The sequence below is a fragment of the Nonomuraea sp. NPDC003727 genome (genome assembly GCF_053586935.1).
This window is the reverse complement of the sequence record NZ_JBSFNE010000022.1, coordinates 75374-92073: the sequence shown is the minus strand read 5'-3', so window position 1 is coordinate 92073 and position 16700 is coordinate 75374. Positions and strand designations below refer to the sequence as shown.

Here is a 16700-nt window from a genome sequence, read left to right as displayed (position 1 = left end):
CCACCACTCGCACATCACGCGATCGCCGCCGCCAGCCTCCCGTACGCCTCCATCACCAGCTTCCAGAACCGGTCGACGTCCAGCTCCACCGCCACCGAAGCGTTCGGCACCTTCCCGTCGAGCTGGAAGTCCGTGACCGTCATCCCGGACGTGTACGTCCCGACAGTCTCGACGTTCACCACCGCCGGGACCACCTTCAGCAGGCTCGGGTCGATGACGTGCGCCACGGCGACCGCGTCGTGGATGGCCGGTCCGCCGTCGGCCTCGACCACGCCGTAGAACTGGGAGATCGGCACGACCAGGTCGGCCAGCCGGCCCAGGGACCGCATCTGGTCCAGGATCGACTCGGTGACCACGGCGGTCAGGGTGACGTCGAGGCCGACCATGGTGACGTTCCATCCCGCGCCGAACACGATCGCCGCGGCCTCGGGGTCGGCCTTGATGTTGAACTCGGCGGCGGGCGTGTGGTTGCCGCGGGTGTAGGAGCCTCCCATGATCACGAAGTCGCGCACCCACTCGACGATCCGCGGCTCCCGCCGTACGGCGAGGGCGATGTTGGTGAGGGGGCCGACGGCGACGAGGGTGATCTCGCCGGGCGCCGAGCGGAGGGTCTCGATGATGAAGTCGACGGCGTGCCCGTCGGCGATCCCGTTGACCGGCGCGGGGAGGGTCACGCCGCCCAGGCCGGTGGCGCCGTGGACGGATTCGGCGCGTACTCCCACTCCGAGCAGAGCTTGGGCGCTGCCGGGCGTGACTGGGACGTCGTCGATCCGGTAGAACTCGCGCAGCGCGAGCGCGTTGGCGGTGGTCAGGTCGAGGTTGACGTTCCCTCCGACGGTGGTGATGCCGACGAGGTCGATCTCGGGGGAGCCGGCGGCCAGCGCGAGGGCCAGGGCGTCGTCGATGCCGGGGTCACAGTCAAGGAGGAGCTTTTTCACGACAAGACAGTACACATGAATCGGGACCGGGTGGTTTCCCCCAAAACCACCCGGCCCCGATCTACCGCGGTCCAGGCCGACACCTTCCCCCAAAGTGCCGGCGGTCCCGCTCAGCAGACGACGGTCCCCCTCCGCGTCCGCATCGGCAAAAGCTCTGCAAGTCAGTCGCAGCACCCTTGACCTGCTTCAACGTTACAGAGACGAATGCAACGGACGCGTCATACCAGGGTCGATTATCGCCCTAATCAGGCTAGGGGAGCTCCAAGCGGACCTCCGTACCCTCCCGGAGGGAACGGCTCACCGTGCAGTGCTTCTCCTCCACCCGTTCGGCCACCGCCCTGAACACCTGGTCGGCCTCGTCGGAGGGAACCTCCACATCGTAGGTCACCGTCAGCGGCCCGAGCAGGTTCGACTCGATCTTCTCCGCCTCGACCGTCATCGCCAGGCGCAGCAGGCGGTGCCCACGCTTGGCCGTGAGCGGCTCCACGGTCACGATGTTGCACCCGCCGACGGCCGCCAGGAGCAGTTCGACGGGGGTGAAGACGCCGTCCTGGTCGCCGCCGCCGATCTCGACTCGCGCGCCCCGGGCGTTGGTCGCCACGAAGCCGTCATCTGTCCGCTCAACACGCACGTTTGCCATGCCGGCAAACCTACCGGGAGTATCCGGACATCGCGCGCAACAGGCGTTCCGGACGACCCTCGCGTACGGCGTTCCGGACGACCCTGGCGTACGGCGTTCTGGACGACCCTCACGTACGGCAGGGCGCCAGGGAAGATCCCCTTTACCGCAGGGTATGCGGGAAGATCCCGGCGTTCGCAAGATCGGCTGCCGGGACACCGGCGGCACCGCGGCACCGCGGCACGGCGCCGCCCAGGGACCCCCGCGGCACGCCATCGTGCTGCACGCGAGCGCCAGGATCACGCCATGGCAGGCAGGACCAGGCGTACCAGCGTTCCCCCGTCCGGCGCCGGTACCGCCGACACCGTCCCTCCGTGGCTGTTCACGACCTGCCGGACGATCGCCAGTCCCAGCCCCGATCCCGGCTTGGCCCGCGCCTCGTCGGCCCGGTAGAACCGGTCGAAGACGAACGGCAGGTCCGCGACGGGAATCCCCGGCCCGTGGTCCCTGACCTCGAGCACGCCTTCCCGCAGCGTCACCTCCACCGTGTCGTCGGGCGCGCCGTACTTGGCCGCGTTATCGAGCAGGTTGCCGACCGCCCGGGCGAGCCGGTCGGGCACCCCGCGCACCACGGTCGGCTCGACCGCCACCGTGAACGTGGTCACGGCCCAGTGCAGCCCGGCTCGGGCCACCTCGTGCGTGACGATCTCGTCCAGCCGTACGTCTTCCACCAGTGCCGCCGGCTCCTCGTCCCTGGCCAGCTCGACCAGGTCGGACACCAGCCCGCTCAGCTCCTCGAGCCCGTAGACCACGGCCCTCCCGACCTCGTCGCGCTCGGCGGCCGGCACGTCGCCGCGTACCAGCAGCTCCGCGTTGGTGCGCACGGCGGTCAGCGGGGAGCGCAGCTCGTGCGAGGCGTCGGCGACGAGCTGCTTCTGGGCTTTGGCGGAGCGTTCGAGTGCGTCGAGCATCGTGTTGAAGCTGGCCGCCAGTTTCCCGATCTCGTCGTCCCGCGTCACGTCGATGCGCAGCCCGAGGTCTCGGGTGCGGGCGATCTCGCCGGCCGTGGCGGTGAGTGTCGACAGAGGGCGCAGCGACGCGCGGGCCGCGAGCCAGCCGAAGACGGCCGCGATGACCAGCCCGCCCGCCGCCACCGCGAGGAACGGCCAGCCGAACTCGGCCTGCCATCGCCCGATCTGCCCCATGACGCTCTCGGCCCTGCGGCAGGTGACGTAGTAGGCGGCGCCGAGCACGAGCAGGACCGACAGCGCCGCCGCGATGCCCGCCGCGAGCGCGAGCCTGAGATGCAGCCTCATGTCTCCCTCAACACGTAGCCGAGTCCGTGAACCGTCTGGATCAGCCGCGGCTCCCCGTCGTGCTCGGTCTTGCGCCGCAGGTAGCGGATGTAGACCTCGAGCGAGTTGGAGCCGGGCGTGAAGTCGTATCCCCAGATCCGCTCCAGGATGACCTCCCTGGTGAGGACCTGGCCGGCGTTGCGCATGAGCAGTTCGAGCAGCGCCGCCTCGGTGCCGGTGAGGTCGAAGATCCGGCCGCCGCGCCGGGCCTGGCGGCTCTCGGTGTTCAGGGCGAGTCCGGCGAACTCCAGCGCTCCGCCCGAGGAGGAGGTACGGCGCAGCAGCGCGCGAACCCTGGCGAACAGCTCTTCCAGGGCGAACGGCTTGACCACGTAGTCGTCGGCGCCGGCGTCCAGTCCCTCCACCCTGTCGCCCACGCCGGACAGGGCCGTCAGCATGAGGACGGGTGTCCTGTCGCCTTCGGCGCGCAGGCGGCGGCAGACCTCGAGGCCGTCCATGCCGGGCATCATGACGTCGAGCACGATCAGGTCGGGCCGGTCCACGGCCGCCACGGCCAGCGCGGTCGGCCCGTCTGGGGCGCTGCTCACCTGGTAGCCCTGGACGCGCAGCGCCCTGGTGACGGCGTCGCGCACCGAGGGTTCGTCGTCCACCACCAGAACTTCGGATTTACCCATGTTTTATTCAGGCAACTCTCATGTAAGTCCCAGACCGTCGTTTCTATGACTGCCAGTACGGTGCTCTTCTGGTCTGGCGCGATAGTGGGACACTTCGGAGCGGTTCACCCCGCATGGAGCTTCCCGTGGCTGCCGACCGCCCATGTCGGCGCCGCCGTCCTGGTGGGGCTCGGCCTGGTGGCGGCGCGCTGGAACCGGCGGGAGCGGCCGCACCCGAGCCTCAGGTGGGCGGCCTACCTGTCGGGCGCGCTGCTCGTCGCCTACCAGCTGGCCGCTCCCGCGATCGTGACGGGGCCGAGCCGCGTGGCCGCCTTCCTCCTGTACGGCGCGGCGCTGGCCGTACTGCTGTGGGAGCGCAGGCCCGCCCCCAGCGGGTCGACGCTGCTGATCGCCGAAGGGGTCGGCGCGGCGGCGATCGCCGCGAGGGTCAAGGATCCGGCCAGCACGCTGGTTCTCTACCGGGCCCGCGACCCCCGCGAGGCCGAGCAGGCGCGGGAGTTGCGCGAGCTGGGCGTGCCGGTGGTGCTCGTGGAGGGGACCGAGCACGATCCCCGGGCGAAGGAGGCGGTCAGCGCCTCGGGCCTGCGCCGCCTGGTGCCGGACATCTCCCAGCGCACGGTCCAGGTGTACGGCCCGCGGGCCTTCGTCCGCTATGTCAGGGGCGCGCTGACCAAGCTCAGGTAAAGGGCTTAGCCGAGCGTTATCCGTGCCGTGGGACGGTGGCTGTATGACCTTTCCTGGCGCCACCCGAGTCCAGATGGTGATGAACCTGCCGGTGTGCGTGGACATCCGCACGGCGCTGCCCGAACGCGAGCTGACGCCCCTGCTGGACGACGCGTTCGCGTGGCTGCGCTGGGTGGAGGACACCTTCCATCCCGACGTGGACGGCAGCCAGATCGCCCGGCTGAACAGCGGGCGGACCATCGCGCAGATCCCCGAGGTGGTCGAGGTCCTGCACCGGTGCGAGGAGCTGAGGGAGGCGACCGGCGGCTGGTTCGACAGCCGCCGCGACGGGCGGCTGGACCCGATGGTCTACGTGCGGGGCTGGGCGGTGGAGCGGCTGTCCCGCGCCCTGGCCGGCGCGGGCGCGGTGGACCACCGGGTGACCGCGGGCAGCGGGACGCGGGTGCGCGGCTCGTCCTCGCCGGGACGCTCCTGGCGCGTGGGCGTGCGCGACCCCTACGACGGGGTCACCACCAGGGTGCTGTTCGCCCACGACGCGGCCGTGGCCACCGCGGGCGGCGAGGAGTACAGCGGGCCGGGAAGGTCGTGGGTGTGCGTGGTCGGCCCCGACCTGGCGGCCGCCGGGGCGTACGCCGGTGCCATGCACGCCATGGGGACGGCGCGGGCCAGGCGGTTCGCGGGGGAGCTCGCCGCGGCCCAGCCGTACCAGACCATGGTGGTCGGGGCGGATGGGCGCGCGACGACGACGCCCGGTTTCACCGGCCACGGCATGGAGACCAGTCTGGCCGGCTGACCGGGCTAGGCGTCGGGATGCTTCGACAGGTATTCGACGTAGAGCGGTTTCAGCGCCTCTCCCAGCTCACCCTGCCCTGAGGCCATGGCATCACTGAGCAGGGCGGACAGGTGGCTCAGGTCGTTGACGACCTCCCCATGGTGACCGGTGGCCGCCTCCGCGGCGGGGATCGCCTTGAGCAGGTCCCAGATGAACGCGAAGTCGCCGTGGCGTACGGCATAGCGGACCGCCCGCTCGTGCAGTTCGCTCGCCGTCAGCGTCTCGAGTTCTTCCGTGTCCATGTCACTCCCTCCACAGGAGGGGCCTTCCCCGCGATGTCACCTCGATAACGCTTCCCGAAGACTCCGTGGAGCGATCGACGGGCGCGTGGTGTCCGTGTCCGCCCGGACGCCGCGCCGGAGATCCTTTTCGGCCCGCCGGTGGGACCGGCCGTGCCGCGCCTGCTTGTGCCTCTATCGCATCGCCGATCAGAAAGTGCGAGGATCCTGTGGCGTGAAGCTCATCATCAAAGTTCTCGTCGTGGCCGCGTCCCTCTGGGTCGCCACGCAGCTCGTGAGCGGGGTGGCGATCACGACACCACCCGGCACGGCCCAGTACTGGGGCACGCTGCTGGTGGTGGCGCTGATCTTCGGCCTGATCAACGCCGTGATCAAGCCAATCATCGAGACCATCGGCTGTGCCTTCTACGTGGTGACGCTGGGGCTGTTCGCCCTTGTCGTCAATGCCGGTCTGATGCTTCTGACGAGCTGGATCTCCGACCAGCTCGACGTCCCCTTCCATGTCTCCGGATTCTGGCCCGCGTTCTGGGCCGCGATCGTGGTCTCCATCGTGAGCTGGGTGCTCAGCCTGATCCTGCCTGACTGATGGAGCTCGACGGCAGCGGTCTCACCTGCGCGCGGGTGGCCGCCGGCGGCCCGGTCTCGATCGCGTCACTCGATCGGGCCCGGGCCGCCTGGCGTACGGCCCAGTCGCTGACCGGGCCCGTGTACGGCCGGAGCACGGGGGTCGGTGCCAACAAGGAGATCTCGGTGGAGGAGGGCGGGCTCGCCCTGCTGCGCAGCCATGCCGGCGGGGCCGGGCCGCTCGTGCCGGCCGAGCGGGCCAGGGCGATGCTCGTCGTCCGGCTGAACCAGCTGCTGGCGGGCGGTTCCGGTGTGGATCCGGCGCTGCTGCCGGTCCTCGCCGAGGCGATCAACACCGGCCACACCCCTCCGGTGCGCACGTACGGCGCGATCGGCACCGGCGACCTGACCGCGCTGGCGACCACCGCGCTGTGCCTGCTCGGCGAGCGGGAATGGCGGGGACCCGGACCGGGGCCGCGTTTCGCGCTCTCGCCGGTGGACGCGCTGCCGTTCATCAGCTCGGGGGCGGCCACGCTGGCGGACGCGGCGCTCGCGCTGCACGAGGTGCGGCTGCTGCTGGAGGCGGCGGTCGGGGTGGCGGCGCGCACGTTCGCCGCGGTGGACGCCTCGGTGGAGCCGCTGGCGCCGGCCGTCCACGCGGCCAGGCCGCAGCCGCGGCAGGCGGAGGTGGCCGACCGGCTGCGCGGGCTGCTCGCCGCGCGTGAGGCGGCCAGGATCCAGGATCCGTACGGCTTTCGCGCCTTCGCCCAGGTGCACGGGGCGGCGCTCGACGCGCTGGCGCGGGCGGAACGGGCGGTCGAGGTCGACCTCAACGCGGCCACCGAGAACCCCCTGGTCGGCGCCGGGCGCGCCTGGCACAACGGCAACTTCCACTCCGCGCCGATCGCCCTGGCTCTCGACGCGATGCGCGCGGCGCTGGTGCCCGCCGCGCAGCTGGCGACCGCCAGGCTGGCCACGCTCATGGAGCCCGCCTATACCGGGCTGCTTCCCTTCCTGTCCGGGCGGCTGGGCGAGTCGGGCGCGATGATCCTGGAGTACGTCGCCCAGGACGCCCTCGCCGAGCTGCGCCTGCTGTCGGCGCCCGTGACGTCCGGCACGGCGGTGATCTCGCGGGGCGCCGAGGACCACGCCGGTTTCGCCACGCAGGCGGCGCGGGCCGCGCTGCGCTGCGTGGAGCCGCTGGAGATCGTGCTGGCCTGCGAGCTGGTCGCCGCGGAGCGCGCGCTGGCGCAGCGCGCCGCGCCCGGCGAACCTGACCGGCCGCTCGACACCGACCTCGAGGCGGCCAGGGCGGAGCTCCGCCTGATCAGCCCGTGATCCGGCGCACCGAACCGCGTTCGCGCAGCGTGGGCTGCTGGACGACCCTGCGGCGGCGAACCGCGCCGTCGGCCGCCGCCGCCACCAGCCGGACGGCGGCGCGGACGATGCCGTCGAGGTCCCAGTCGACGGTGGTCAGGCCGGGGGTGAGCAGGCCCGACATGGGATGGTCGTCGTAGCCCATCACCGACACCTCGCCGGGCACCGCGATGCCCCGCTCGGCCGCGGCGGCGTAGACACCGTAGGCGATGGAGTCGGAGAAGCAGAACACGGCCGTGTGACGCCCGCCGGCCAGCACCTGGTGGGCCACCTCGGTGGCGCCGGCGAGCCCGTGGGGCGCGGTGGCCACCTCGATGTCGAGACCGAGCCGGTCGGCCTCGGCGCTGGCGTGGACGTCGGCGGGCCGGTCGGGGGTGCGCGCGCCCGTGGGGGTGAGCACGGCGATGCTGCGGTGGCCGAGCTGCTTCAGGTGTTCGAGGGCGAGGGTGACGCCGTGCCGGTTGTCGAAGACCACCTCGCCCGCCGTGCCGGGCAGCCCGTCGCCGATGGCGATGACCGGCACCGACTCGCACAGGTCCGCCCAGAACGGCGCGGCGGGGTCGACGGGCTGCACGATGAGGCCGTCGACGCGCTGGTCGCGCAGCTGCTGGGCGAGCACCCGCTCGCGGCCCGGGTCGCCGACCGCGTCGAGGATCAGCGCGTAGCGGTCCTTCTCCCTGAGGCCCCTGCTGATGCCGACCGCGAGCGACTGCTGCCACAGGTCCTCGAGCGAGCCACAGAGCAGGCCGATCATGCCGGTACGGCCGCTGGCCAGCGCTCGGGCGATGGGGTCGGCCTCGTAGCCGAGCTCGGCCGCCACCGCGCGGACGCGTTCCATGGTCTCCTCGGAGACCTGGAGGCCGCGCAGCGCGTAGGAGACGGCGGCAGGTGACAGGCCGGTCGCCTGCGCGACCTCTTTGATGGTCGCTCGCTTTCTGGCCATTCGCCAAGCCTACTCAGCATTGACAGGAACGGGGGTGAAGCGGTTCACTGAATCGCATCACTGAATCGCTTCACAAGCAGGACCCAGGGTTTACCTGTATTCTCAGTAGGAAATAGAGGGAGGTGTGGCCGTGAGCATTGACGTGCACCAGCATCTGTGGACCCCGTCGTTCGTCGACGCGCTCCGCGCCCGCGCCACGCCTCCGTACCTCGACGGGTGGACGCTGATCCTCGACGGCGAGCCGCCCTACGAGGTGAACCCGGCCGACCACGCCGCGCGCGACACCGCGGGGCTCGAGCTCGCGCTCGTGTCCCTGTCCAGCCCGCTCGGCATCGAGTCGCTGCCGCCCGAGGAGGCATGGCCGCTCATCGACGCCTACCACGAGGGCGCGCTGGAGCTGCCGGAGCCGTTCGGCGCGTGGGCGGCGACCTGCCACAGCGAGATCGACCCCGACCGGCTGGCCGCCGACCTCGACCGCGGCTTCCACGGGCTGCAGATCCCGGCGACCGCCGCGCCCGACGACCGCCTGCTCGAGGTGCTGACCGCGCGCGACCTGCCGCTGTTCGTCCACCCGGGACCGGCGGCCGCCGAGCAGGACCGGCCCGGCTGGTGGCCCGCGCTGGTGCCGTACGTGCAGCAGATGCACGCCGCCTGGCACCACTTCCGCTCCGTGGTGCGCCCGCGGCACCCGCGCCTGCGCGTCTGCTTCGCGCTGCTGGCGGGGCTCGCGCCGCTGCACTCCGAGCGGCTCATCGCCAGGGGCGGCGGCCGCGGCCGGGTCGACCCCGACCTGTTCGTGGAGACCTCGTCGTACGGCCCGCGCGCGATCGACGCGATCATCCGCGAGCTCGGCATCGACGTGGTGGTGAACGGTTCGGACGCGCCGTACGCCACCGCCTTCCAGGACGGCCCCGGCATCGGGCTGGCGGCCGCCCACGCCATCAGGGTCACCAACCCGCGTCGCCTGCTGTCCGGAGACGCGTCGTCGGCCCCTTCGCCGCCTCCGGCCAGGAGAGCGGCAGCAGCCACGTTCTCACGAATGGGACGAGAGGAGTAAACGCCCGTGAGCACCAACCTTCCCGCCCGCACGCTCGATCGGCGGGAACTGCGCGATCTGGTCGACGACCTGGCCGCGAACCCTGCCCAGTGGCAGGACCAGGTGGCGTTCCCGGCCGACGGCGGCCGGCACTACGCCTCGCTCTACCGCGACGCCTATGTCGATGTGTGGCTGCTCTGCTGGCGTCCCGAGGATGACACGGGCTGGCACGACCACGACATCTCCTCCGGAGCGGTGCACGTGGTGCGGGGCGGGCTCCTGGAGTGCAACCCGCGCATCGGCGGCGAGCACCTGGAGACCGTCGTCGCCGAGGGGCAGTCGTTCCACTTCGGGCCCGACCACATCCACCGGCTGACGGGGGCGGTGGACCGGAGCGTGTCCATCCACGCCTACTCCCCGCCGCTGTGGCGGCTCGGGCAGTACTCCATCGACGACACGGGCCTGATGCGCAGGGTCTCGGTGAGCTACGCGGACGAGCTGCGCCCCATCGACGAGACCCCGGCGAGCGGCGTCATGGAGGAGGTGGCCTGAGCTCAGGCCGCGCACGCCTCCCGCAGCACGCAGCACGTCGCGCACGGCTCGGCCTCAGGGAGCGTGACCCACAGGCAGCAGGTCCTGCGCCGGTAGCCGTCGGCGGTCTGTTCGAGCAGGCCGTCGACGGGCCGCCCGATCGCGCGCAGCAGGCCCATGTAGTCACCCTGGACCACCGCGGTCATCGGGTGCGCGAACGCCTCGGCCGTGGAGCCCCACAGCGTGCGCCTGCCCACCCTGGCCTGGACGCTGATCGCGTCGACCAGCGGCTCGTGCGCCTGCAGGAGCGCGGCCCCGATCGCCGCGGCGCTGCCGACGACCGACACCGAGGTGGCCGCGATCGTCACACCCGCGTCGGAGGGCTTGAAGTAGGTGTCCTCGAACCGCATGACGGGCACCTGCCGGTTCAGCGCCCAGCCGACCGCCATCGGGAAGGTCAGCCAGTAGCCGAGCGCCTTCCACAGCAGCGCCGCGCCCACGTGCCTGGGCGCGCCGTAGCGGCCCGCGGTCTGCTCGACCAGCCCGTCCAGCAGGGTGTACGGCGCCCGCGTCAGCTCGCTGAGCGGCGTCCACGAGGCGTCGGGGTCGATGACGAGACCCGGCTCGACGCCCAGCACACCACCACGCTCGGCGGCGACGCGCTCGAGCACCCCGGTCAACTCCGCGAGCGGCACGGCAAGGCCCTTCCTCGTAAAGGTAAGCCTTACCTAAGATAGCAGAGGCCGTCCCGCGCGGATCCCGACGGCCAGCTGGATCAGGCACGCGACGAGGCCCGCCAGCAACGGCAGGGTCCACCCTCCCGACGCCTGCCGGAGGAACCCGATCACCAGGGGGCCGAGCGCGGCCAGCACGTAGCCCACCGACTGGGCCACGGCCGACAGCGCGGTCACCGACGACGGGTCGGGCGCGCGCAGCGTGATGATGAGCAGCGCCAGCGCCAGCGAGGCGCCCTGACCGACACCGAGCACGATCATCCACAGCCACGGCACGGTGGTGGGCGCCAGCAGCACGCCGGCGTAACCGGCCGCGGTCAGCAGCGCGGCGGCGGCCACGTGCGGGGCCTGCGACGCCCGGCGCTCGGCGTGCACGGGGACGGCGAGCGTGGCGGCGACCTGGGAGAGGTTCGAGACGGCCAGCAGGAAGCCCGCCTGCTCGGCGGGGACGCCCGCCTCCTGGAAGATCGTGGGCAGCCAGGCGAGCATCGCGTAGAAGGTCAGCGACTGCAGGCCCATGAACACCGTCAGCTTCCAGGTGAGCGGGCTGCGCATCAGCGCCATGAACGGCCGCGGGCCGTTGGCGGGCGCCGCCCGCCCGCCGAGGGCCTGGGGCAGCCAGAGCGCCGCGGCGGCCAGGGCCGGCAGCGCGACCAGGGCGGAGACGCCGCGCCAGCCGTACCCGGTGAGGTGCTGGAGCGGGATCATCAGCGCGGAGGCCGCCGCGGCGCCGGCCACCAGGGCCGAGACGTAGACGGAGGTGAGCAGGCCGGCCTTCGCCGGGAAGTGCTGCTTGACCACGCCCGGCATGACCACGTTCATGATCGCGATGGCGGTGCCGGCGATCGCGGCGCCCGTGTAGAGGGCGGGCGCGCCGTCCAGGCTGCGCAGCAGCACGCCCGCGGCCAGGACGAGCAGGGCGACGAGCAGCGTGCGGTCCAGGCCGATCCGGCGGGCGAGCAGCGGGGCGACCGGACCGAACAGGCCCAGGCAGACCACCATGACGGTGGTGATCGCACCCCCGCCCGCGGGAGTGAGGCCCACATCGGTCATGATCTGGTCGAGGAGGGGGGAGACGCCTGCGATGGCGGGCCGCATGTTGAGCGCGACCAGCACCAGCCCGGCGACGACGAGGGCGGATCTCAACGACATAGCGGGCCCCACTCTGTCATGCCGTCGCGGCCTGTCGGACGCGGGGCGGCTGACAACGTTGTCAAGCAGGCGTGCGTGGGAAAGGATCCCTGTGTGAGACCGACGATGAAGGATGTCGCGGCGGAGGCGGGGGTCGCGCTCAAGACCGTCTCCAGGGTCGTCAACAACGAGCCGGGCGTGAACACCGCCACCGCCGAGCGGGTACGCGCCGCGATCGAGCGGCTCGGCTACAGCCGCAACGAGAGCGCCAGGGTGCTGCGCCAGGGCAGGACGTCGAGCATCGGCCTGGTCATCGAGGACGTCGCCGACCCCTTCTACTCCGGGTTGACCCGGGCGGTCGAGGAGGTGGCGATCAAGCACGGCTCCCTGGTGCTCAGCGGCTCCTCCGGCGAGGACCCGGCCCGGGAGAAGGAGCTCGTGCTCACCTTCTGCGCCCGCCGGGTCGACGGCCTCATCGTCGTGCCCGCCGGGAACGACCACTCCTACCTGCGGGCCGAGCTCGACGCGGGCACGCCCGCCGTCTTCGTCGACCGGCCCGCCGGCCCTGGCCCGGAGGTCGACACGGTGCTGTGCGACAACGCGGGCGGGGCGCGGCTGGCCGTACGGCACCTGCTCGCGCACGGGCACCGGAGGGTGGCCTTCCTGGGCGACAGTCCGACGATCTTCACGGCGGACGAGCGGCAGCGCGGTTACCGGGAGGCGCTCGGCGACCTGGTGGACGAGCGGCTGGTCTCGATGGCCCACCCCTCTCCCGAGAGGGTGCGGGCGGTGCTCGACCGGTGGCTCGGGATGGACGACCCGCCGACCGCGCTGTTCACGGGCAACGGCCGGTGCACGGTCACGGCGCTGCGGGCGCTGGAGGGGCGGCGGATCGCGCTGGTGGGGTTCGACGACTTCGAGCTGGCGGACCTGCTGGATCCCGCGGTGACCGTGGTGGCGCAGGACCCGGCGGGGCTGGGGAGGATGGCGGCCGAGCTGCTGTTCAGGAGGATCGCGGGGAACGGGGGGCCGGCCGAGCGGGTCATCCAGCCGGTCCGGCTGATCGCGCGGGGATCGGGCGAGATCGGGCCGGGCGGGGGCTGACGGTGGAGGCCGGTGGGCGCCTTCTTCGTCAACGGTGGACGTGGGTGGATGCGGTCCGGGGTTCGGCAGGGCGGCGGAGGGTGCGGGACAGGGCGAGGGCGGCGAGGATGCCGGCCGCGCCCGAGGCGGCCATCGCGGCCCCGGGTCCGGCCACCTCGGCCAGCCCGCCGACCATCGCCGCCCCCAGTGCCTGGCCGGTCATCAGCCCGGCCGACTGCAGGCCGTACGCCTGGCCTCTGACCTGCTCCGGCACCGCCTCCAGGAAGTGCCGCTGCAGCCCCAGCTGGTAGGCCAGGCAGCCCGCCGACAGGGCCGCGAGCAGCGCGGTGACCGGCAGCCCCGGCTCCGCCACGAAGGCCAGCCACGGCACCCCCATCGCCGCCGCCAGCGGAAGCGACAGCCGCTCGCGCGTCGCGGGCGCGGCGAAGCGGCCCACGGCGAACTCCCCCACCGCCATTCCCGCCGCCGCCACCGCGAGGGCCAGCCCGGCCCCCGTCGCCGACCCCGCCGCGGTCAGGTACGGCACGACCATGGCCTCGGCGCCCGCCAGGCACATCGGCGGCACCCACATCGCCAGCAGCAGCCCCCGCACGCCACGCGACCCCAGCAGGGTCCGGTTGACCCGCAGCGTCGTGCGCACCGTGCCGCGCCCGGAGCCGCCCCGCGCCGGCGCGGCGGGCAGGCCGTACCTGAGGACGAGCGCCGCCACCGCCGAGATGGCCGCGGTGATCGCCAGCGCACCCTCCGGCCCCGCCACGGCGAGGATCCCGCCGCCCAGCGACAGCCCGCCGATCTGCGCGCCCGCGCTGGTCATCCCCAGCAGCGACCGGCCCAGGACGAAGGCGTCGCCGGGCAGCACGTCCGGCAGCATGGCGTTGCGCGCCGCGCCGAAGACGGGCTGGACCAGCCCGGTGACCAGGATCAGCGCCAGCATCGCCCACACCGGCAGTCCGGCGTAGGCCAGCAGCAGGCACACCACGAGCCTGACCAGTTCGCCCGCCACCATGAGGCCGCGGGCCGGGAGCCTGTCGGCCAGCGACAGCAGGAACATGCCGCCCACGAGGTAGGGCAGCCAGCCCGCCATGTAGGCGGCCGCCGACAGCCCGGGCGAGCCGGTCCGTTCGAACACCAGCACCGACAGGGCCAGCATCTTGACCCCGTCGCCGACGATCAGCAGCGCGAAGCTGCCGAACAACACCCTGAACTCCCTGACCCTGAACACGTCACGGAATGTCGCCTGCTCCATGCGCTCACCCTGGGCACCGGCACGACAAATGACGATTTATTCGGGAATATCCGAAAGGTGATCAGGATCGAGGTCAGCCCGCAGGACATCGCCGCCAGCCGCTTCGCCATCTCGCCGCTCGTGGAAACCCTCCACGCCACCTGGGTGCTCGAAGGCAGGGAGAGCGCCGGGGCGCTGCAGGCGTGGGCCGCGCGGTGGCGGGAGCCGTACCGGCGGCTGGGGCAGCCGGGGCTGCCGCTGGTCCAGGCGATCTCCGGCAACCTCGGGCCGGCGAACGTGGACTTCATCGCGCCCCCGCCGACCGGCGTGAGCGTGCCGTTCGACACGGAGCTGGCCGCGCTCAGGGCCACCCCGCTCGCGCGCGCCCACGAGGAGATCGCGCGGATCCCAGTCCCGCGCGCGCTGCGGGCGGCCCTCACCGGCCCCGACGTCGTACGGCTGGTCGCCGACGCCCTCGAAGCGGTGTGGCGGGAGATCATCCTGCCCGAGTGGCCGCGCTTCCAGGCCGTGATGGAGCGCGACGTGGTGTGGCGGGCGGGCAGGCTGGCGACGTTCGGCTGGGCGGCCGCGCTCGACGACCTCAGCGCGCAGATCCGCTGGCGCGACGGCGGGCTCGACTGCGACCTGACCAGCGACTTCGTCAAACGCGACCTCAACGGCAGGGGGCTGCTGTTCCTGCCCTCGGTGTTCGGCTCGCGGGTCGGCGCCTACCTCGACGACGCCTGGCCGTACGCGCTGGTCTATCCCGCGCGCGGCGTGGGCGCGACCCAGGCCGGCGCGGGCCCGCGCCTGGAGAGGCTGACGCGCCTGATGGGCCGCACGCGCGCCCGCGTCCTGGCCGAGCTGGCCACGCCCGCCACCACGACGCACCTGGCCGCCGTCATGGGCCTGGCCCTCGGCACGGTCGGCGAGCACGTCGGGGCCCTGCGCGGGGCCGGCCTCGTCACCGGCGCCCGCGCGGGCCGCGGCGTGGTCTACGCGCGCACCCCCTTGGGCGACGCGCTGGTCTCCGGCGAGCTCACCCCTTGAGCGCGCCCGCCATCAACCCCCTCATGAAGAACCGCCCGAGCAGCAGGTAGATCAGCATCGTCGGGATCGAGGCGAGCAGCGCCGCGGCCATCTGCTGGCTGTACGGCGTGGCCTGCGCCCCGGCGATGTTGTTCAGCATCACGGTGGTCGGCCAGCTCGTCGGCCCGGTGAGGAAGACGGCGAACAGGAAGTCGTTCCACAGCGAGGTGAACTGCCAGATGATCACCACGGCGACGGCGGGTCCCGACACGGGCAGCACCACCGACCAGTAGGTCCGCAGCATGCCGGCGCCGTCCACCCGGGACGCCTCGACCAGCTCGTCGGGGATCGTCACGTAGTAGTTGCGGAAGATCAGCGTGCAGATCGGGATGCCGTAGACGACGTGCGCGAGCACCAGGCCGGGGATCCCGCCGTAGATGTCGAGGTTCACCATGAGCTGCACCAGCGGGATCATGACCCCCTGGTAGGGGATGAACATCCCGAACAGGAACAGCGTGAACAGCACGTCCGCGCCGGGGAAGCGCCATTTCGACAGCACGTAGCCGTTCATGGAACCCAGCGCGCACGACAGCAGCGATCCCGGCACCGCCAGCAGGACGCTGTTCCAGATGCCCGGCGCCAGCTTCTCCCACGCCACCCGCCAGGCCTCGAACGTCCACACCTGCGGCAGGTTCCACGCCTGCGCGGGATTGGCCTCGGTGAGCGGCTTGAAGCTGGTGACCAACAGCACGTAAATGGGGATCAGGAAGACGACCGCGAAGGCGATCAGCAACCCACGGCGGACGATCACGAGCGCCTCTCCTTGCGGACCGACCAGATCAGGTAAGGGATCACGAAGATCGCCACGCTGAGCACGATGTAGGAGGCGATGGTCGCGCCCTTGGCCGGGTCGTGGGAGTCGAAGACCGCCACCCACATGAAGACGGCGGGCACGTCGGTGATGATCTGCTTGCCCGACACGGCCATGACCAGGTCGAAGGTCTTCAGCGAGATGTGCCCGAGGATGATCAGCGCCGACAGCGTCACGGGCCGCAGCAGCGGCAGCACGATGTGCCGGTAGACGCCCCACTCGGTGCACCCGTCCACCCGGGCGGCCTCACGCAGCTCCTCGGGGATCCCGCGGAACCCGGCCAGGAAGAGCGCCATGACGTACCCGGCCATCTGCCAGATCGCCGGGACGGCCATGGCGGCCATGCCCCAGTCCTGGTCCCTGAACCAGGCCCACTGGGGCAGCCCGAGCACGTCGAACAACCGGTTCAGCCCGACCGCCCGCTCGCCCTCGGCCGAGTTCATCAGCCAGCGCCAGACGATGCCGGTCGCCACGAACGAGATCGCCATGGGGAACAGGTAGATCGCCCTGAACGTGCCCTCGCCCCTGATCCCCTTCTCCATCAGGAAGGCGAGGAACCAGCCGAGCAGCAGCGCCCCGCCGACGAACACGACGGTGAACAGGATCGCGTGGCTGACCGACAGGTGCCAGCGGGGCAGGTCCCAGATGTCGATGAAGTTGCGCAGGCCGACGAAGGAGCCCTCCGACACCTCGTCGTGCTTGTCGGTCATGGCCAGGCTGAAGTTCCAGCCGAGCATGCCGTACACGAACACGCCGATCAGGATGATCGAGGGGGCCACCAGCAGCAGGCCCGGCAACCAGGCGCGGGCCCGCCGCAGGGCGGGCCCGTCTTTTCTAGCCATCACGATGCCTC

The 16700-nt window shown here is 72.1% G+C and carries 19 protein-coding genes; 8 read left to right on the top strand and 11 right to left on the bottom strand.

Annotated features, from left to right (window positions below):
* Positions 1-14: 14 nt before the first annotated feature.
* From ACWDLG_RS38065 to ACWDLG_RS38050, 4 genes are all read right to left on the bottom strand, one after another.
* Complete coding sequence (locus ACWDLG_RS38065) at positions 15-938, bottom strand: nucleoside hydrolase (RefSeq protein ID WP_449929390.1); 924 nt, start codon at positions 936-938, stop codon at positions 15-17.
* A 250-nt stretch (positions 939-1188) separates the two neighbouring features.
* Positions 1189-1578, bottom strand: a complete 390-nt coding sequence (locus ACWDLG_RS38060; RefSeq protein ID WP_354921898.1) for an OsmC family protein — start codon at positions 1576-1578, stop codon at positions 1189-1191.
* A 278-nt stretch (positions 1579-1856) separates the two neighbouring features.
* A complete protein-coding gene (locus tag ACWDLG_RS38055) occupies positions 1857-2873 on the bottom strand; it encodes a sensor histidine kinase (RefSeq protein ID WP_449929388.1) in 1017 nt (338 codons plus the stop codon).
* Positions 2870-3547 carry a response regulator transcription factor gene (locus tag ACWDLG_RS38050; RefSeq protein ID WP_354921904.1) on the bottom strand — a complete coding sequence of 226 codons (678 nt, stop codon included), beginning with the start codon at positions 3545-3547 and terminating at the stop codon, positions 2870-2872. Before ACWDLG_RS38050 ends, ACWDLG_RS38055 begins: the two co-directional genes overlap by 4 nt.
* Before the next feature lie 45 nt (positions 3548-3592).
* Here ACWDLG_RS38050 and ACWDLG_RS38045 point away from each other — a divergent pair, with 45 nt between their 5' ends.
* Together ACWDLG_RS38045 and ACWDLG_RS38040 are read left to right on the top strand one after the other, a co-directional pair.
* On the top strand, positions 3593-4231 hold the full coding sequence (locus tag ACWDLG_RS38045) for a hypothetical protein (RefSeq protein WP_449929385.1): 639 nt from the start codon (positions 3593-3595) through the stop codon (positions 4229-4231).
* A 43-nt stretch (positions 4232-4274) separates the two neighbouring features.
* Positions 4275-5024: an FAD:protein FMN transferase gene (locus ACWDLG_RS38040; RefSeq protein ID WP_449929383.1), complete on the top strand. Its 750-nt coding sequence runs from the start codon at positions 4275-4277 to the stop codon at positions 5022-5024.
* Between the two features lie 5 nt (positions 5025-5029).
* On the opposite strand, the gene ACWDLG_RS38035 is transcribed toward ACWDLG_RS38040, so the two are convergent.
* Positions 5030-5305 carry a hypothetical protein gene (locus ACWDLG_RS38035; RefSeq protein WP_354921913.1) on the bottom strand — a complete coding sequence of 92 codons (276 nt, stop codon included), beginning with the start codon at positions 5303-5305 and terminating at the stop codon, positions 5030-5032.
* A gap of 211 nt (positions 5306-5516) precedes the next feature.
* Here ACWDLG_RS38035 and ACWDLG_RS38030 point away from each other — a divergent pair, with 211 nt between their 5' ends.
* Both ACWDLG_RS38030 and ACWDLG_RS38025 read left to right on the top strand, forming a co-directional pair.
* A complete protein-coding gene (locus ACWDLG_RS38030) occupies positions 5517-5888 on the top strand; it encodes a phage holin family protein (RefSeq protein WP_354921916.1) in 372 nt (123 codons plus the stop codon).
* Positions 5888-7204, top strand: a complete 1317-nt coding sequence (locus tag ACWDLG_RS38025; protein ID WP_449929381.1) for an aromatic amino acid lyase — start codon at positions 5888-5890, stop codon at positions 7202-7204. Before ACWDLG_RS38030 ends, ACWDLG_RS38025 begins: the two co-directional genes overlap by 1 nt.
* Here the strand turns inward: ACWDLG_RS38025 and ACWDLG_RS38020 are convergent.
* A complete protein-coding gene (locus ACWDLG_RS38020; RefSeq protein ID WP_449929379.1) occupies positions 7194-8186 on the bottom strand; it encodes a LacI family DNA-binding transcriptional regulator in 993 nt (330 codons plus the stop codon). The genes ACWDLG_RS38025 and ACWDLG_RS38020 overlap by 11 nt on opposite strands.
* A gap of 130 nt (positions 8187-8316) precedes the next feature.
* On the opposite strand from ACWDLG_RS38020, the gene ACWDLG_RS38015 reads away from it, so the two are divergent.
* The gene (locus tag ACWDLG_RS38015) at positions 8317-9243 is read left to right on the top strand and encodes an amidohydrolase family protein (RefSeq protein ID WP_449929377.1); all 927 of its coding nucleotides are present in this window, start codon (positions 8317-8319) and stop codon (positions 9241-9243) included.
* 6 nt (positions 9244-9249) lie between these two features.
* Positions 9250-9774: a cysteine dioxygenase gene (locus tag ACWDLG_RS38010; RefSeq protein WP_449929375.1), complete on the top strand. Its 525-nt coding sequence runs from the start codon at positions 9250-9252 to the stop codon at positions 9772-9774.
* Between the two features lie 2 nt (positions 9775-9776).
* On the opposite strand, the gene ACWDLG_RS38005 is transcribed toward ACWDLG_RS38010, so the two are convergent.
* Both ACWDLG_RS38005 and ACWDLG_RS38000 read right to left on the bottom strand, forming a co-directional pair.
* Positions 9777-10448, bottom strand: coding sequence for a hypothetical protein (locus tag ACWDLG_RS38005; RefSeq protein WP_449929373.1), 672 nt, complete (start codon positions 10446-10448; stop codon positions 9777-9779).
* 33 nt (positions 10449-10481) lie between these two features.
* Positions 10482-11639 (bottom strand): MFS transporter, encoded by a 1158-nt coding sequence (locus ACWDLG_RS38000; RefSeq protein ID WP_449929372.1) that lies wholly within the window; start codon positions 11637-11639, stop codon positions 10482-10484.
* 93 nt (positions 11640-11732) lie between these two features.
* Here ACWDLG_RS38000 and ACWDLG_RS37995 point away from each other — a divergent pair, with 93 nt between their 5' ends.
* Positions 11733-12722 (top strand): LacI family DNA-binding transcriptional regulator, encoded by a 990-nt coding sequence (locus ACWDLG_RS37995; RefSeq protein WP_449929370.1) that lies wholly within the window; start codon positions 11733-11735, stop codon positions 12720-12722.
* Between the two features lie 28 nt (positions 12723-12750).
* Here the strand turns inward: ACWDLG_RS37995 and ACWDLG_RS37990 are convergent, their stop codons facing one another.
* Positions 12751-13968 (bottom strand): MFS transporter, encoded by a 1218-nt coding sequence (locus ACWDLG_RS37990; RefSeq protein WP_449929368.1) that lies wholly within the window; start codon positions 13966-13968, stop codon positions 12751-12753.
* A 57-nt stretch (positions 13969-14025) separates the two neighbouring features.
* Between ACWDLG_RS37990 and ACWDLG_RS37985 the strand changes: the two genes are divergently transcribed.
* On the top strand, positions 14026-14997 hold the full coding sequence (locus ACWDLG_RS37985; protein ID WP_354921938.1) for a winged helix-turn-helix domain-containing protein: 972 nt from the start codon (positions 14026-14028) through the stop codon (positions 14995-14997).
* Here the strand turns inward: ACWDLG_RS37985 and ACWDLG_RS37980 are convergent.
* A complete protein-coding gene (locus ACWDLG_RS37980; protein WP_354922019.1) occupies positions 14987-15784 on the bottom strand; it encodes a carbohydrate ABC transporter permease in 798 nt (265 codons plus the stop codon). The two genes, ACWDLG_RS37985 and ACWDLG_RS37980, sit on opposite strands and share 11 nt — an antisense overlap.
* A complete protein-coding gene (locus ACWDLG_RS37975; RefSeq protein WP_449929366.1) occupies positions 15784-16689 on the bottom strand; it encodes a carbohydrate ABC transporter permease in 906 nt (301 codons plus the stop codon). Before ACWDLG_RS37975 ends, ACWDLG_RS37980 begins: the two co-directional genes overlap by 1 nt.
* Positions 16690-16700 lie beyond the last annotated feature (11 nt).

Excerpts from the sequence above, each read along its gene's own strand:
- ACWDLG_RS38055 (WP_449929388.1), bottom strand. The coding sequence starts at position 2,873 with ATGAGGCTGCATCTCAGGCTCGCGCTCGCGGCGGGCATCGCGGCGGCG.
- ACWDLG_RS38060 (WP_354921898.1), bottom strand. The coding sequence starts at position 1,578 with ATGGCAAACGTGCGTGTTGAGCGGACAGATGACGGCTTCGTGGCGACC.
- ACWDLG_RS38000 (WP_449929372.1), bottom strand. The coding sequence starts at position 11,639 with ATGTCGTTGAGATCCGCCCTCGTCGTCGCCGGGCTGGTGCTGGTCGCG.
- ACWDLG_RS38020 (WP_449929379.1), bottom strand. The coding sequence starts at position 8,186 with ATGGCCAGAAAGCGAGCGACCATCAAAGAGGTCGCGCAGGCGACCGGC.
- ACWDLG_RS38025 (WP_449929381.1), top strand. The coding sequence starts at position 5,888 with ATGGAGCTCGACGGCAGCGGTCTCACCTGCGCGCGGGTGGCCGCCGGC.
- ACWDLG_RS38035 (WP_354921913.1), bottom strand. The coding sequence starts at position 5,305 with ATGGACACGGAAGAACTCGAGACGCTGACGGCGAGCGAACTGCACGAG.
- ACWDLG_RS38040 (WP_449929383.1), top strand. The coding sequence starts at position 4,275 with ATGACCTTTCCTGGCGCCACCCGAGTCCAGATGGTGATGAACCTGCCG.
- ACWDLG_RS37975 (WP_449929366.1), bottom strand. The coding sequence starts at position 16,689 with ATGGCTAGAAAAGACGGGCCCGCCCTGCGGCGGGCCCGCGCCTGGTTG.
- ACWDLG_RS38050 (WP_354921904.1), bottom strand. The coding sequence starts at position 3,547 with ATGGGTAAATCCGAAGTTCTGGTGGTGGACGACGAACCCTCGGTGCGC.
- ACWDLG_RS38045 (WP_449929385.1), top strand. The coding sequence starts at position 3,593 with ATGACTGCCAGTACGGTGCTCTTCTGGTCTGGCGCGATAGTGGGACAC.
- ACWDLG_RS37990 (WP_449929368.1), bottom strand. The coding sequence starts at position 13,968 with ATGGAGCAGGCGACATTCCGTGACGTGTTCAGGGTCAGGGAGTTCAGG.